At 69.3% G+C, this 14495-nt stretch carries 14 protein-coding genes; 10 read left to right on the top strand and 4 right to left on the bottom strand.

Annotation, left to right across the window (positions count from 1 at the left end):
• Positions 1 to 121 precede the first annotated feature (121 nt).
• The 9 genes from EDF31_RS02090 to EDF31_RS02050 all read left to right on the top strand — a co-directional run bounded on the left by EDF31_RS02090 (position 122) and on the right by EDF31_RS02050 (position 9995).
• Positions 122 to 1180, top strand: a complete 1059-nt coding sequence (locus EDF31_RS02090; protein WP_207896112.1) for a type I restriction endonuclease — start codon at positions 122 to 124, stop codon at positions 1178 to 1180.
• Positions 1177 to 2226 carry a Shedu anti-phage system protein SduA domain-containing protein gene (locus EDF31_RS02085; RefSeq protein WP_131845010.1) on the top strand — a complete coding sequence of 350 codons (1050 nt, stop codon included), beginning with the start codon at positions 1177 to 1179 and terminating at the stop codon, positions 2224 to 2226. The genes EDF31_RS02090 and EDF31_RS02085 overlap by 4 nt, the downstream gene beginning before the upstream one ends.
• Before the next feature lie 155 nt (positions 2227 to 2381).
• Positions 2382 to 3098, top strand: a complete 717-nt coding sequence (locus EDF31_RS02080) for a GntR family transcriptional regulator (RefSeq protein WP_131845009.1) — start codon at positions 2382 to 2384, stop codon at positions 3096 to 3098.
• 91 nt (positions 3099 to 3189) lie between these two features.
• Positions 3190 to 4212, top strand: a complete 1023-nt coding sequence (locus EDF31_RS02075) for a sugar phosphate isomerase/epimerase family protein (RefSeq protein ID WP_131845008.1) — start codon at positions 3190 to 3192, stop codon at positions 4210 to 4212.
• Positions 4209 to 5162: a 3-hydroxyacyl-CoA dehydrogenase family protein gene (locus EDF31_RS02070; RefSeq protein ID WP_131845007.1), complete on the top strand. Its 954-nt coding sequence runs from the start codon at positions 4209 to 4211 to the stop codon at positions 5160 to 5162. Before EDF31_RS02075 ends, EDF31_RS02070 begins: the two co-directional genes overlap by 4 nt.
• A gap of 11 nt (positions 5163 to 5173) precedes the next feature.
• Complete coding sequence (locus tag EDF31_RS02065; RefSeq protein WP_131845006.1) at positions 5174 to 5965, top strand: SDR family oxidoreductase; 792 nt, start codon at positions 5174 to 5176, stop codon at positions 5963 to 5965.
• 171 nt (positions 5966 to 6136) lie between these two features.
• Positions 6137 to 7528 carry an MFS transporter gene (locus tag EDF31_RS02060; protein WP_131845005.1) on the top strand — a complete coding sequence of 464 codons (1392 nt, stop codon included), beginning with the start codon at positions 6137 to 6139 and terminating at the stop codon, positions 7526 to 7528.
• Complete coding sequence (locus EDF31_RS02055) at positions 7525 to 9231, top strand: dihydroxyacetone kinase family protein (RefSeq protein WP_131845004.1); 1707 nt, start codon at positions 7525 to 7527, stop codon at positions 9229 to 9231. Before EDF31_RS02060 ends, EDF31_RS02055 begins: the two co-directional genes overlap by 4 nt.
• A complete protein-coding gene (locus EDF31_RS02050) occupies positions 9228 to 9995 on the top strand; it encodes a triose-phosphate isomerase family protein (protein WP_131845003.1) in 768 nt (255 codons plus the stop codon). The genes EDF31_RS02055 and EDF31_RS02050 overlap by 4 nt, the downstream gene beginning before the upstream one ends.
• On the opposite strand, the gene EDF31_RS02045 is transcribed toward EDF31_RS02050, so the two are convergent.
• The gene (locus tag EDF31_RS02045; RefSeq protein WP_131845002.1) at positions 9988 to 10830 is read right to left on the bottom strand and encodes an NAD(P)H-binding protein; all 843 of its coding nucleotides are present in this window, start codon (positions 10828 to 10830) and stop codon (positions 9988 to 9990) included. The genes EDF31_RS02050 and EDF31_RS02045 overlap by 8 nt on opposite strands.
• A gap of 79 nt (positions 10831 to 10909) precedes the next feature.
• Between EDF31_RS02045 and EDF31_RS02040 the strand changes: the two genes are divergently transcribed.
• Positions 10910 to 11641: a TetR/AcrR family transcriptional regulator gene (locus EDF31_RS02040; RefSeq protein WP_131845001.1), complete on the top strand. Its 732-nt coding sequence runs from the start codon at positions 10910 to 10912 to the stop codon at positions 11639 to 11641.
• Here the strand turns inward: EDF31_RS02040 and EDF31_RS02035 are convergent.
• From EDF31_RS02035 to EDF31_RS02025, 3 genes are all read right to left on the bottom strand, one after another.
• Positions 11638 to 12312: a response regulator transcription factor gene (locus tag EDF31_RS02035; RefSeq protein WP_131845000.1), complete on the bottom strand. Its 675-nt coding sequence runs from the start codon at positions 12310 to 12312 to the stop codon at positions 11638 to 11640. The two genes, EDF31_RS02040 and EDF31_RS02035, sit on opposite strands and share 4 nt — an antisense overlap.
• On the bottom strand, positions 12309 to 13520 hold the full coding sequence (locus EDF31_RS02030) for a histidine kinase (protein ID WP_131844999.1): 1212 nt from the start codon (positions 13518 to 13520) through the stop codon (positions 12309 to 12311). The genes EDF31_RS02035 and EDF31_RS02030 overlap by 4 nt, the downstream gene beginning before the upstream one ends.
• Positions 13521 to 13771: 251 nt before the next feature.
• Positions 13772 to 14458: an SDR family oxidoreductase gene (locus EDF31_RS02025; RefSeq protein WP_131844998.1), complete on the bottom strand. Its 687-nt coding sequence runs from the start codon at positions 14456 to 14458 to the stop codon at positions 13772 to 13774.
• Positions 14459 to 14495: the final 37 nt, after the last annotated feature.

The raw sequence follows: 14495 nt of genomic DNA, 5'->3' as shown, positions 1-14495 counted from the left end.
CCTCGTCCCGCAAAGTGGAGACGTCAAATGAACCTGAGAGGGCTTCATCTGCAATAGCGTCTGTCTAGACAGAGGAGGAACAGCGGAGTTCGAAGAGCGTCTCGCTGCGTTGGCGACGAAGGTGCAGAACCAGCGCGAGGCCATCCAGACCGAAGAAGCGACGAAGAACGCGTTCGTCATGCCGTTCATCTCGACGATCCTCGGGTACGACGTGTTCAACCCGCTGGAGGTCGTGCCCGAGTTCACGGCGGACGTGGGCGTGAAGCGCGGCGAGAAGGTCGACTACGCGATCATGCGCGACGGCGAGGTGCAGATCCTCATCGAGTGCAAGAAGTCGACCGAGCCGCTGAAGATCGAGCACGCGTCGCAGCTGTTCCGGTACTTCTCCGTCACGAATGCCAGGATCGCGGTGCTCACGAACGGCGAGGTCTACAACTTCTACACGGACCTCGACGCGCCGAACAAGATGGACGACCGCCCCTTCCTCGTCCTCGATCTCGCTGACATCGACGAGACCCTGCTGCCGGAGCTCAGCAAGCTGACCAAGGACGTCTTCGACCTGGACTCGGTGATCAGTGCCGCCGAGGAGCTGAAGTACGTCGGGTCGATAAAGCGGGCCATCGCTGCGCAGTTCCGTGAGCCGGAAGAGGACTTCGTGCGTCTCTTCACGTCACGCGTCTACGACGGTCGCTTCACCCAGGAGGCCCGTACCCAGTTCACGACCCTGGTCGCGAAGGCATCGAAGCAGTTCCTGAACGAGCAGGTCAACGATCGGTTGAAGACGGCGCTCGGCGCCTCGTACAGCGCTCCGGTCGGAGCCGAGGCCCCGTCCGAAGCGATGACGAGCGCGGCGGTGGCTGAGGACGACCTCGACCGCGATACCGAGATCGAGACCACGCTCGAGGAACTCGAGGGCTACCAGATCGTCAAGGCGATCGCCTGCAGCGAGGTCAAGCCGGACCGCATCGCCCACCGCGACCAGAAGTCGTACTTCGCCGTCCTGCTCGACGACAACAACCGCAAGCCCATCGCGCGCCTGTGGTTCAACGGCAAGAAGCAGAAGTACCTCGGGCTGTTCGACGAGAACAAGATTGAGACGAAGCACCCCATTGAGAACGTGGATGATATTTACCTAAACGCGGAATGTATTCGAGCTACCGTGGCTCGGTATGAGTCATGACCAATTCGCCTTACGAAGACCCAGTGCTGGCGCTCCAACTTAATAGTGATATCGACCAGCAAGGCGTGCTGAGTGTTACACATGTTCAGGTCAAACGCGGCCCTAGAGCTTGGAAGACGGCATCGTTGTTCCGCTATGGTGATGGTGACACAGGCGAGATCACTAATGAAAAGCTCACTGTTAAAACCTGGACCCGCAAGGCGGACAACGACAGTTATCACTTCGAGGAGCAGCCCAAATATACTTGGACTTGCGAAGGCGCTGAGATTGAGGCAGTTCTGGCTCTAATCACGGCTGAGTTACCCCACGACGGAACGTTCTACTTCACTCCCAATCGAGCTTCCGCGCTGCTTGCGCGAACCTTGGCTAGTGAAGGTGATACCGCAGTTGCCGTGGTGAGTGAGTTGCTGCAAAAGCCCGCAGTTCGCGCTGCACTGGTTGGGAGCGATGCGGTGTCTTCCGCTACGGCGCTTTTGACCCATCAGAGTAGGTCAGTGGCGCTGGACCGATTGGAGACAGTCGCCCTCGATCCAACAAGTATCGAGAACGACTTGCAAAAGGCTTTAGAGGGTCAATGGTGGTTGTTCGGTGGGCAGTACATTGGTGAGGCTGGCCGGCGCTCCTTTCACGTGCTAGACCAACTCGATATTCCTCTGCTCCGCGCCGACGGGTCGCTTCACGTCGTAGAGCTCAAGAGGGCGCAGATACCCGCCCTCATCAAAAAATACAGAAATCATTATATCGTCGGGTCCGAAGTTCATGACGCCGTTGGGCAGGCAATGAACTATCTTCGCTCCTTTGATGAGAGCGCCCCGGTGATTTCGCAGGATTTCGGAGTTGATGTGAGGCGATCGTCAGCGACGGTCGTGATCGGGCACAGCGACTTTGTCGCTGGCGAGGCCTCCCGCAAAGATGTGTCTACTACACTCCGGACCTACAATAGTCATCTGTCGCGCGTACAGGTTATTACGTTCGACGACCTCATCGATGGGGCCCGCGCTGCTCTCAAAGCTTCTGATTTGGCCGGTGAACCTGAGCTGACATAAGAGCGCCATATCGGCGCGCGGGGAGGGGTGACCAACCCATGGGCGACGTGAGTGCGACGTCGAGGCGACATCGAAGAAGGTGTTGGACCTGATGGCGCACGCTGACTCCGAGCCCCCACACTGAGCCCGAGTCGTGGATTCTCTAGGATCGACCCATGTCGACGACCATGCCCGGCTTCGGGACGGAACGCATCGCGCAGCTCGGCCTGCGTGACCGCGTCTACGACCGGGTGCTCGAGGTCCTGATGGGCCACGACGTCGAACCCGGCATGCGGCTGTCGATCGATGGGCTCGCCCGAACCCTCGGCGTCTCCCCGACGCCGGTGCGCGAAGCCCTGGTGCAACTCGAACGCACCGGCCTCGTCACCCGTGAAGCGAACAAGGGGTACCGGGTCTCCCCACCCCTGGCCGGCGACCAACTCGAGGCACTGTTCGACGCCAGACTCATCGTGGAGAGCGGCGCCGTCGAGCTCGCTGCGCGCGGTGACGTCGACGCCCTGCGGGAGCGGCTCGGCGCGGCGCTCGACGAGCAGGCTGCGGTGGCCGACGAGGTCGCGGCGGTCGGTGCGGCTGAGGCGTCGGAAGAACTCATGGCCCGGTTCTTCCGCAGCGACTGGCAGTTCCACCAGCTGATCTTCGACGCGACGCGGAACCCGTTCCTCGAGGAGATGTCCGAGATCATCACGACCCGCGTGCACCGGATGCGGCAGATCGTCGAGGGCGGCGGGGACGACACCGACCGCGCCGTCCACGAGCACCGAGCGGTGGTCGATGCCCTCGCGGTCGGGCCGGCCGAAGCGGTCGCGGCGATGCGGCACCACATCGACGCCGTCCGGCTCCGGTCGCGCGAGGACGCTTCGCACACGAGCTGATCCCGCAGGGGTTGCGCTCTGTCGAGGTGTGAGTATCTTTCCTATAGGAAAGAGGTTCACCGCCGAACCCCGACATGCGAAGGAGCATTCCGTGAGCACACCGCAGGACTGGGTCGACCAGGATTGGGACCCCACCACCTGGACGTCGGACACCTGGCCGATCGCCGCCTGTCTGCACGGCTTCGCCCAGGTCACGCGCGATGGCACTGCGTTCCACGATGCCCCGGCCGCGGTCTGGGACGACGTGTTCGCACAGATCGCAGCCGCAGGGTTCTCGCTCGCTGAACTCGCCGACAGCCACATCCGCCCCGCGGACCTCGAGCGCTCCCGCCGCGACGAGCTGTTCGCCGTCGCGAAGGCGCACGGCATCGGGATCCCCTCGGTGCACCTGCAGCGCAAGAGCGTCATCCAGCCCGGACACGAGGAGGACAACCTCGCCTACGCCCACCGCACCATCGACGCGGCGGCCGAGTGGGGCATGCAGGTGTTCTCGACGGGCCTGCACCAGCCGTTCAACGAGGCCCAGAAGTGCGCGCTGTGGTTCTGGACCGCGCAGGGCCCGAAGGACCCGGACGACCCCGAGGTCTGGAACGCGGCGGTCAAGCGACTGCGGGAGCTCGGTGAGCACGCTGCCTCCGTCGGACTGCCGATGGCCCTCGAGCTGTACGAGGACACCTACCTCGGCACCGCCGACAGCGCCGTGCGACTGGTCGAGGACATCGGGCTCGACAACGTCGGCCTGAACGCGGACGTCGCCAACCTCATCCGCCTCCACCGGCCGATCGAGGACTGGCGGGAGCTCTTCGCGAAGACCATGCCGCACACGAACTACCTGCACGTGAAGAACTACACGCGTGACGAGGCCGGCGACGGCAGCTGGGCGACGAGCGCGCCGAGCACGATGGAGACGGGCCTCATCAACTACCGCCAGGTCCTGCGCGACGCCGTCGCCGACGGGTTCCGCGGGATCGTCATGACCGAGCAGTACGGCGGGGACAGCCTCGGCGTCTGCGCAACGAACCAGCAGTACATCCGATCCGTCCTCGCGACGACGAAGCTCGACGCGACGGCGACCCCGACTGCAGCAACCAGCACCGAAGGAGCAACCCGATGAGCACCCTCGACATCGCCGTCGTCGGATCCGGCTACATGGGCGGCGGGATCGCCCAGGTCCTCGCCCTCGCCGGCCACACCGTCCGGATCGCCGACGTCTCGGCCGAGATCGCCGCGTCCAACCGCGCCCGCCTCATCGCAGAGACCGAGCAGTTCGTCACGGACGGCCTGTTCCCCGCGGACGCCGTGGCGCGCGTCGACGCGCACCTCATCGCAGCCGCCTCCATCGAGGAAGCGGTCGCCGAGGCCGACTTCATCGAGGAGGCCGTCCCCGAGAAGATCGAGATCAAGCACGCGACCCTCCGCCGCATCAGCGAAGCCGCCCGCCCCGACGCGATCATCGGCTCGAACACCTCGACGATCCTGATCGAGTCGCTGGCCGAGGCGGTCGTCGGCCCGGAACGGTTCCTCGGCGTGCACTTCTCGAACCCGGCGCCGTTCATCCCCGGCGTCGAGCTCATCCCGCACCCGACCACGGACGAGCACGCGATCGCGGTCGGCGAGACCGTCGTCGCCGCGACCGGCAAGCAGTCGGCGCGGGTGAAGGATTCGACCGGGTTCGTGCTGAACCGCCTGCAGTACGCGCTGTTCGAGGAGGCCACGAAGATCGCCGACGAGGGCATCGCCACCCCCGACGACATCGACACCATCGTGCGGACCACGTTCGGATTCCGCCTGCCGTTCTTCGGCCCGTTCGCGATCGCCGACATGGCCGGTCTCGACGTCTACGCGTTCTGCTTCGAGTCGCTGCAGACCCGCTGGCCCGAGCGCTTCGCCACCCCGCCGTCGCTGCAGCAGCACGTCGACGCGGGCGAGCTCGGCACGAAGTCCGGCGCCGGGTACCTCGAGGTGCCGGCCGACCGGACGCCGGAACTCGTCGCCTACCGCAACAAGGCCTACGTCGCGATGCAGAAGCTGCTCGACGACCTCGGCCCGGCCCCGATCCACTGAGGGGGACGAGCATGAACACGAACACGAACACGAACACGAACACGCAGAACCAGCCCCGCACCGCCGTCCTCACCGGAGCGGCATCACCGCGTGGCATCGGTCGCGCCACCGCCCACCACCTGGCCGAGGCCGGCTGGGACATCGGCATCATCGACCTCGACCAGACGGCGAGCGAGCAGGTCGCCGCCGAGATCCGTGAGCAGCACGGCGTCCGTGCGGTCGGCGTCGGCGCGAACGTCGCCGATGAGTCCGCGGTCCGGGCGGCGTTCGACACGATCGAGGCCGAGCTCGACCCCGTCGTCGCTCTCGTCAACCTGGCCGGCGTCTCGTCCGCGCACGCCTACCTCGACCTGCCCGAGGGGGAGTGGCACCGCGTGCTGTCGATCAACCTCGACGGCGTGCACTTCGCCAGCCTGCGGGCAGCGGAGTCGATGGTGCAGCACGGCTACGGCCGCATCGTGAACCTGTCGTCGGTCTCGGCCCAGCGCGGTGGCGGCACCTTCAGCAAGACCCCGTACACGGTGGCGAAGGCCGGCGTGATCGGCCTGACCCGTGGCCTGGCCCGCGAGCTCGGCCCGCGCGGCGTCACCGTCAACGCGATCGCTCCCGGCCCGATCGACACCGACATCATGGGCGGCACCCTGACCGAGGAGCGCAAGACCGAGATGGCAGCGGACGGCGTGCTGTCGCGCATCGGCACACCGCGGGACATCGCCGCGGCGATCGCGTACCTGATCAGCGAGGACGCCGGGTTCGTCACCGGCCAGACGCTGAACGTCGACGGCGGCCTGTACATGCACTAGAGCCGACCGGCCACGGATCGCGCGCCGTCCGCGCGACGCGATCCGTGCCTCCCGTCCGACAGGCCGAACGGCCAGACGGCCAGACGGCCAGACGGCCGAACGGCCAAACGGCCACCAGGCCCGACCGCCGGACGCCCCGAAACCGCACCGTGCTCGCAAAGGAGCGAACCCGTGTCACTTTCCCCTGCCCCCGCGCTCGGGTCGACGAACGACCCCGGCCTCAAGTCCGCCATCGGCAAGGCGACGAAGCACCTGATGCCGATGCTCGTCATCCTGTACTTCGTCGCGTTCCTCGACCGCACCAACGTCGGGTTCGCCGAAGAGGCCCTGAGCGTCGACCGCGGCATCTCCGACGCGGCCTTCGCGCTCGGCGCCGGCATCTTCTTCATCGGCTACGCGATCTTCGAGATCCCGTCGAACCTGCTGCTCAAGCGCTTCGGTGCCCGGTTCTGGCTCGCCCGCATCGCGGTCACGTGGGGCATCGTCGCCGCGTTGTTCGCCTTCACGACGAACGACACGATGTTCATCGTCCTGCGCTTCATCCTCGGAGTGACCGAAGCGGGGCTCTTCCCGGGCGTGATCATGTACCTGTCGGAGTGGTTCCCGAACAAGGTGCGCGTGCGGATGTTCGCGATCTTCTACCTGGCGCAGCCGTTCTCGCAGATGATCGGCGCTCCGTTGTCCGGCGGACTGCTGAGCTTCGGCGACCAGGCGACCCCGTTCCACGGCTGGCAGGTCATGTTCTTCGGCGAGGGGATCCTCGCGGTGCTCGCCGGCATCGCGGCCCTGGTGTTCCTGACGAACAGTCCGCAGCAGGCGAAGTGGCTCGAGCCGGGCGAGAAGCAGTCGCTCACGGCGGCGATGGCGCGCGAGGACACCGCCCGCAGCGCGGACGGTCCGACCGGCATCTGGAAGGCCATGGCGAGCGGCCGGGTCTGGTACTTCACGATCATCTACTTCTGCCTGCAGGTCGCCGTGTACGGCACGACGTTCTACCTGCCGCAGCAGGTCTCCTCGCTGCTCGGGCAGGACGTCGGGTGGCAGGTCGGGCTCGTGACCGCGATCCCGTGGCTCGTCGGACTCGTCGCTTGCTACCTGGTCGGTTCGAAGGCGGACTCGGTCGGTCGCCGCCGTCGCTGGGGGACCATGTTCTACATCACGACCGGGCTCTCCATCCTCGGGTCGGCGTGGGCCGGCGCGAACGGGCAACCGATCCTGGGCATCGTCTTCATCACGCTGGCGGTCGCGAGCTTCCTGGCTGTCGGCCCGATCACGTGGGCGTACCCGACGGCGTTCCTCACCGGGGCAGCCGCCGCGGCGGGCATCGGCCTGATCAACTCGCTCGGCAACCTCGGCGGGTTCGTCGCCCCGATCATGCGCACGGCGATCAACGAGGTGGTGCCGACCGACAGCGGTGCGTTCGGGATCGTCTCGCTCGGGGTCCTGGCGTTCCTCGCGGCGGTGATGATCTCCTGCACGAAGTTCTTCCGGGGGTCGAAGGCGGATGATCTCCTCGACACCTCGCATGTCCGCACCACGACGTCGAAGGAGACGAACGCGTGACCAGACTGTTCAACGACCCGGCGGACTTCGCCGACGAGGCGACCGACGGCTTCGTCGCCGCGAACGAGCGATGGGTGCGGAAGGTGCACGGCGGCGTCGCCCGCGCCACCACCAGCCCCGACGGCACGGTCGCCGTCGTGATCGGTGGCGGCTCCGGCCACTACCCGGCGTTCGGTGGACTCGTCGGGCCGGGCCTGGCAGCCGGTGCCGCGATGGGCAACCTGTTCGCCAGCCCCAGCGCCCAGCAGGTGGCCGGCGTCGCGCGGGCCGCCGAGCACGGCGGCGGGGTGCTGCTGAGCTACGGCAACTACGCCGGTGACGTCCTGAACTTCGACGCCGCGGCCCGCACGCTCGAGGCCGACGGCATCCCGGTCCGGACCGTCCGCGTCACCGACGACGTGGTGAGTGCGGCCGCGGACCGCGCGCAGGAACGGCGTGGCATCGCGGGCGACCTCTGCGTCTTCAAGGTCGCCGGTGCCGCCGCCGAGCAGGGCCGCAGCCTCGACGAGGTCACGGCCGTCGCCGAGCGCGCCAACGACCGCACGCGGTCGTTCGGCGTCGCGTTCTCCGGGTGCTCGCTGCCCGGCGCCGAGGAACCCCTGTTCACGGTGCCCGAGGGGCGGATGGCCATCGGCATGGGCATCCACGGCGAACGTGGAATCGACGAGACCGACGTGCCGACGGCGTCCGAGCTGGCGTCGCTGCTGGTGACCCGACTGCTCGACGAGCTGCCGGCGAGCGTGACCCCCTACGGCGCGCGCGTCGTCCCGATCCTGAACGGGCTGGGCAGCGTCAAGTACGAGGAGCTCTTCGTCGTCTACCGCTCGGTGCAGCAGCGGCTGGCTGACGCGGGGGTCGTCATCGTCGAGCCCGAGGTCGGCGAACTCGTCACGAGCTTCGACATGGCCGGCGTCTCGCTCACCCTGTTCTGGCTCGACGACGAACTCGAGGAACTCTGGGCGGCAGCCGCGGACACCCCCGCGTACCGCAAGGGCGGTGCCGTCCCGCAGGAACGCGTCGACCCCTCCACCGTGGAAGCGGACGCCGAGGGCGTCGCCATCGGCGCTGCGAGCGACGACTCGCGCGCGGTCGGCGAGCAGGCTGCGGCCGGCTTCGCCGCCGTCCGCGCGCTCCTCGACGAGCACGCCGACGAGCTCGGACGCATCGACGCCGTCGCGGGTGACGGCGACCACGGCATCGGCATGCAGCGCGGCGCGCACGCCGCAGAGGCCGCAGCCACGGACGCAGTAACCTCCGGCGCAGGTGTCGGTTCCGTCCTGCGGGTCGCCGCAGACGCGTGGTCCGACAAGGCCGGCGGCACGTCCGGTGCGATCTGGGGAGCCGCCCTGGAGGCACTGGGTCGCGTCCTCGGGGACGACGAGCGTCCGACAGCCGCCACGGTCCAGAGCGCGGTGCACGCCGCCACCGAGGCCGTCCTCGCGTTCGGCGCGACCACCGGCGACAAGACCATGGTCGACGCGCTCGTGCCGTTCGACGAGATGCTGCGCACCCGGGTCGACGCTGGAGCGTCGCTCGCGGACGCCTGGGCCGACGCCGTCAGCGCCGCCCGCGACGCCGCCGACGCCACCGCGTCGCTCGTGCCGAAGATGGGCCGCGCACGCACCCACGCCGAGCAGGCCGTCGGCACACCGGACCCCGGTGCGGTGTCCTTCGCGCTCATCGTGGAGACCCTCGCACCGTGATCACCATCGGGGTGTCGCTGAAGACGTACTTCTCACACGCCCGGACCCTGGAGTGGGCCGCGGCCGTCGCGGAGATCGCCCGGCGGCACCCCGCGACCCGGTCGGGAGCGGCCTCGCTGTTCGTGACGCCGACGTTCCCGGCGCTCGTGCCCGTGCGCGACGTGCTCTCCGGGTCGGGGGTGCTCCTCGCCGCGCAGGATCTGTCGTGGGCCGACGAGGGAGCGTTCACCGGCGAGGTCTCCGGCGCCGAACTGCGGGAGATCGGGGTCGACCTGGTCGAGATCGGGCACGCCGAACGACGCTCCCTGTTCCACGAGGACGACGTGACCGTCACCGCCAAGGTGCACGCGGCGTTCCGCAACCACCTGCGCCCGCTCCTCTGCGTCGGGGAGGCGACCCGAGCCTCCCGTCCGGGTGCAGCGGAAGCCGTGGCGGAGGTGACCGCGCAGCTCGACCGTGGTGTCTCGACGGCCGTCGCTGACGGACTGGGCGGGGCGCTGACCGTCGCCTACGAACCGGTGTGGGCCATCGGCGCTCCCGCGCCGGCGCCGGACGACCACATCGTCGCGGTGCTCGCGGGGATCGAGCAGCACCTCGCCACGCGGCCCGAACTGCGCGGGAGCACGGTCCTGTACGGGGGCAGCGCCGGGCCCGGTCTGCTCACCCGGGGTGCCGGACGGATCGGCGGCCTGTTCCTCGGTCGGTTCGCGCACGACCCGGCTGCGGTCGAGGCGATCCTCGACGAGGTCGCAGCCCTCAGCTGAACTGGTCCTCGACCGTGCGCGGTGCGCGTCCGAGCAGTTCACCGAGCAGGGGATCGGTGCCGGCGAACAGGCCCTGTGCTGCAGCCTCGTACATGCCGAGCAGGAACCCCACCATGTGCGGGTCCTGTCCGGCGGCGACCGCGCGAGCCCGCCACTCGTCCTCTCCGAGGGCCTCGAAGCCGATGCTCCGGCCGGTGCGCTCCGATGCGGAGTCGGCGAGGTCGGCGAAGGTCGGGGCCGCCGGCGCGGTGAGCGTCACCGGGCCGTCGAAGGGCTGCTCGGCGAGCAGGATGCGAGCGGCTGCCTCGGCGGCGTCCTCACGCGCGGTCCACGACACCGGGCCGTCGACGGGCACGGAAACGGTGCCGGTGGTCTGCCACGGTCCCATCAGCCACGTGGTGCTGTGGGCGTAGAACCCGTTCCGCAGGCTCGTCCAGGGCAGGCCAGACTCGCGGAGCAGGTCCTCGGTCGCGGCGTGGTGGGCCGCGGGGACGAACGGCGACCGGTGCGCTGCACCTTGGTGGCTCGTGTACAGGACGCGGCCGACGCCGGCGGTCACGGCCGCGGCCACGGCGGAACGGTGCAGCGCGACGGCGTCCGCACCCGGGTCGTTCGACGAGACGAGCAGGAGCTGGTCGGCACCGGCGAAGGCGCTGGCGAGCGTGTCGGGCTCGGCGTAGTCGCCTCGGCGGACCTCGACGCCCTGGTCGGCGAACCGCTGGCCCTTCGCCGGATCGCGGGTGACGACCACGAGCTCGCTCGGGTCGACCTGTCCGAGCAGGTGGTCGGTGGTGGCGCCGTTGAGTGCGCCCGTGGCGCCGGTGATGACGATCATGGGATCTCCGAATCAGTGGTAACAGCCAAGTCGTATCGACGGTAACACACTGATAGCACTGGTCCGTTATCGTTGTTCCGTGATCGACCAGGGAACCCAGCGCGAGGAGACACGAGCGCGCATCGTCGAGGTCGCGGGCTCGATGCTGCGGGAACTCGGCGCGGCCGCGGTGACCACCCGCGCAGTCGCCGACGGCGCAGGCGTGCAGGCGCCGACGATCTACCGGCTGTTCGGCGACAAGGACGGGCTGCTCGAAGCGGTGGCTGAGCACGCGATGACGACCTTCGCTGCGGTGAAGGCCGACGCGGTGCGGGCAGCGCGTGACGGACGGACGGACCCCGTCGACGACCTGCGCGCCGGGTGGTCGATGACGATCGGGTTCGGGCTCGAGAACCCGCACCTGTTCGTGCTGCTGAGCGACCCCGAGCGTGGTCGGCGCTCAGCAGCGGCGCGGGCCGGCACGGCGTTGCTCGCCGAACGGATCCAGCGCGTGGCCGAGGCCGGGCGGCTCGCCGTGCCGGAACGACGTGCCGTGGAGCTCGTGCACGCGGCCGGCACCGGCGCCGTCCTCGCGGTCCTGGCCGCCCCGGTGGACGAGCGGGACCCGTCGCTCGCCGACGACGTGCTCGACGCCGTGCTCGGCCGGATCCTCGTGCCGAGCGCGTCGACGACGGACGACGGCGGCGCGGGCGGCGACGCCGTGACGAGCGCTGCGATCACGCTCCGTGCTGCTGCACCCCGGCTGGATCGGCTGTCGGCTGCCGAGCGGACGATGCTCGCGGAGTGGCTCGATCGGATCGCGACCGGCTAGGACCCGTCGCGGGTGCCCGCCAGCCCGTGGTCGTGCGCGTAGACCACGAGCTGCACGCGGTCACGGAGCGAGAGCTTGCCGAGGATGCTCGAGATCTGGGTCTTCACGGTCGACTCGGTGACGTACTCCTTCGTCGCGATCTCGGCGTTCGAGAGCCCGCGCGACGCCCAGCCGAACACCACCCGCTCCCGCTCGGTCAGCGCCTGGAACTCGGACGGCTGCGGAGCCGGTGCCTTCGCGACGTCGGCGCCGAAGAGCTGCGCGAGGTCGTTCGGAGCGATCACCGAACTGCCCTCGTGGACCGCCCGGACCGCCGCGAACAGGAACGTCGGGGTGGCGTCCTTGAGCAGGAACCCGCTCGCACCGAGCCGGATCGCGGTCGCGGCCGCGGGGTCGAGGCCGAACGTGGTGAGCACCACGACGCGGGGGAGCGGCCCCTCGACGGCACCGGAGAACAGCTGACGGACGGTCTCGACACCGTCCATGCCGGCCATCCGCATGTCGAGCAGCATGACGTCGGGTCGGAGTTCCTGGATGCGGGCGAGGGCCTCGGCACCGTCCGCGGCCTCGCCCACCACCTGCATGTCGTCCTGCGCGTCGAGCACCACGCGCAGACCGGCGCGGAACAGCGCCTGGTCGTCGGTGAGCAGGATCGTGATCGGTTCGGTCATCGGACGGGTCCCCCTTGGACGTCGAACGGGATGCGGGCGCGTGCGGCGAACACGTCGTCCAGCGCGGCGGCGTCGAACGACCCGCCGAGTGCGGTGAGACGGGTGTGCATGCCGTCGATGCCCCGGCCGGACCCACCGGTGGTGCCGTCACCGACGACGTTCTCGACCTCGAGCACGACGTCGGCGCTCCGCCAGGTCTCACGGACCACGACGGGCAGCCCCGGCGCACCGTGCCGGAGCGCGTTGGTGAGCATCTCCTGCAGCACGCGCCGTGCTGCAGTGCCGGTGTCGGGCCCGAGCGTGACCGGGACCCCGCGGACGGTGCGGTCGACGTCGACTCCGGCGTCGCGGATGCCCTGCACGATCTCCTCGAGCGAGCCAGGATCGGTCGTCTCCCCGGAGCCGTCGATGTGGCCGAGGACCTGGCGGACCTCGACCAGGGAGCTGCGGGCGGTGCTGGCGATGGTGGCGCTGACCTCGCGGATGCGGGCCTCGTCAGCCAGGAACGGGACCGAGTCGGCCTGCGCGATGATCACCGCGAGCGAGTGGCCGACGACGTCGTGCACGTCACGGGCGATGTCCGCGCGGATGCGCTCCGATTCCGCGACGTCGATGGCACGGGTGGCGGTCGCCTCGGCCTCGGTGGCCACCGCCTCGGCGCGCGATGCGGCTGCCTCCGCATCGGCGCGGCGCACGGACTCGCGATCGCGCGACCGGAACGCCCGGACGGCGACCCCGCCGGCCCACACCCCGAGCAGCGCGGTGACCGGCGCGGCCATCGCGAGGAACGCCTGGTCGCGGGGGCCGTTGAGCAGTACCAGGTACCGGAAGCCCGTGACGGCGAGGTAGAACGTCGCGCCGACGCCTGCGACGAGCGCGAGCACCCCGGAGAGGATGACCTCGGTCCGGGTCCCGACCACGGCCGCGGTGCCGATGACGACGAAGATCGCGAGGTCGACGAGCGACGGCCGCTCGCCACCACCGACCTGGATGATCCCGAGGGCGACCACCATGAGCATCGCCGCGGACGGGGAGACCCGTCGGAGCGCGATCGCGCCGGCGGCGGCGAGCACCGCGAAGAAGCTCGCGTGCTCGAGCTCGACCTCGAGCGGCAGCAGGAAGACCAACGCCGCCAGGACCGCCCACGCCACGTCGACGACGATCGAACGGGTCGCGAGCGGCCGGATGAACGTGCGCCGGTCCGTCACGGCTCGATCATCGCATGCCGCCCACGTCTCGCAGCGCGGACCGTCGTCACGCGCCAGGGGTCATGGCGGCGAGGGCGATGACGGTGGTGGCGAGGATCGCGGCGCAGAGCAGCAGCGTGGCGATCGTGTGTTTGGTCGAGGACTCCATGTGACCAGACTCGCGGCCCGGACGGCTCCGGGCATCGGGCGCAGGTGCGAAGCGCCTCGTCCCTGCGGGTGAAGCCAGGGGGCGAGCACCCGGTACTCGGGGATCAGACGACGACGGATCCCCGCTGGCGGTGCGCGATCGAGATCGACTCCCCGGACACCGCGTTGCGCGGCGACGACAGGAACGCGACGAGGTCGGCGATCTGCTGGGGGGTCGAGTCGCCGGGGCCTCCGGGTCGGACCTCGGCGGACGGGGTGTCCGTCACCGTCCCGGGGTTGACGACGTTCACCGTGATGCCGGTGCCCGCCACGTCGTCGGCCAGGTTCTTCGCGATGACATTCACCGCCGTGTTCCGGAGCGACGCCGTGATGTTGCCGGAGAAGTAGGCGTTCTGCCCGCTCACCACGACCACACGGCCGAACCGGGCCTCGCGCTGGGCGGGGAGCACGGCGTTCGCGACGCGGAGGAACCCGAGCGCCTTGCCGTCGATCGCGTCGAGGACCTGTTCCGGGTCGGACTTCCGGTCCGGGTCGAGGGTGCTCGCGCTCGGGGCAGCGGTCACGACTAGCACGTCGATGCGCCCGTGCCGCTCGAGGACGGTGGCGACGCCAGCGTCCACCGACTCCTGCGAGGCGGTGTCGATCGACACGCTGCCGTCGGAGTCGTCGGCGCTGCGGGACGCGACGACGACGGTCGCCCCCTCGGCCCGGAGGCGGTCGGCGACGGCGGCACCGATGTACCCCTTGCCTCCGACGACGAGTGTGACACGGTTCTTGAGTTCGAGGTCCACGCGCCCACGCTATGCCGATCGCCGGGCCGAGGTCATG

Source organism: Curtobacterium sp. PhB142 (assembly GCF_004341255.1).
GTDB lineage: Bacteria > Actinomycetota > Actinomycetes > Actinomycetales > Microbacteriaceae > Curtobacterium.
This window is presented reverse-complemented; position numbering and strand designations above follow the sequence as displayed.

What these genes read in the sequence shown, in the direction of transcription:
- EDF31_RS02085 (WP_131845010.1), top strand. Translation starts at nt 1,177, where the DNA reads ATGACCAATTCGCCTTACGAAGACCCAGTGCTGGCGCTCCAACTTAAT.
- EDF31_RS02080 (WP_131845009.1), top strand. Translation starts at nt 2,382, where the DNA reads ATGTCGACGACCATGCCCGGCTTCGGGACGGAACGCATCGCGCAGCTC.
- EDF31_RS02070 (WP_131845007.1), top strand. Translation starts at nt 4,209, where the DNA reads ATGAGCACCCTCGACATCGCCGTCGTCGGATCCGGCTACATGGGCGGC.
- EDF31_RS02065 (WP_131845006.1), top strand. Translation starts at nt 5,174, where the DNA reads ATGAACACGAACACGAACACGAACACGAACACGCAGAACCAGCCCCGC.
- EDF31_RS02045 (WP_131845002.1), bottom strand. Translation starts at nt 10,830, where the DNA reads ATGATCGTCATCACCGGCGCCACGGGCGCACTCAACGGCGCCACCACC.
- EDF31_RS02035 (WP_131845000.1), bottom strand. Translation starts at nt 12,312, where the DNA reads ATGACCGAACCGATCACGATCCTGCTCACCGACGACCAGGCGCTGTTC.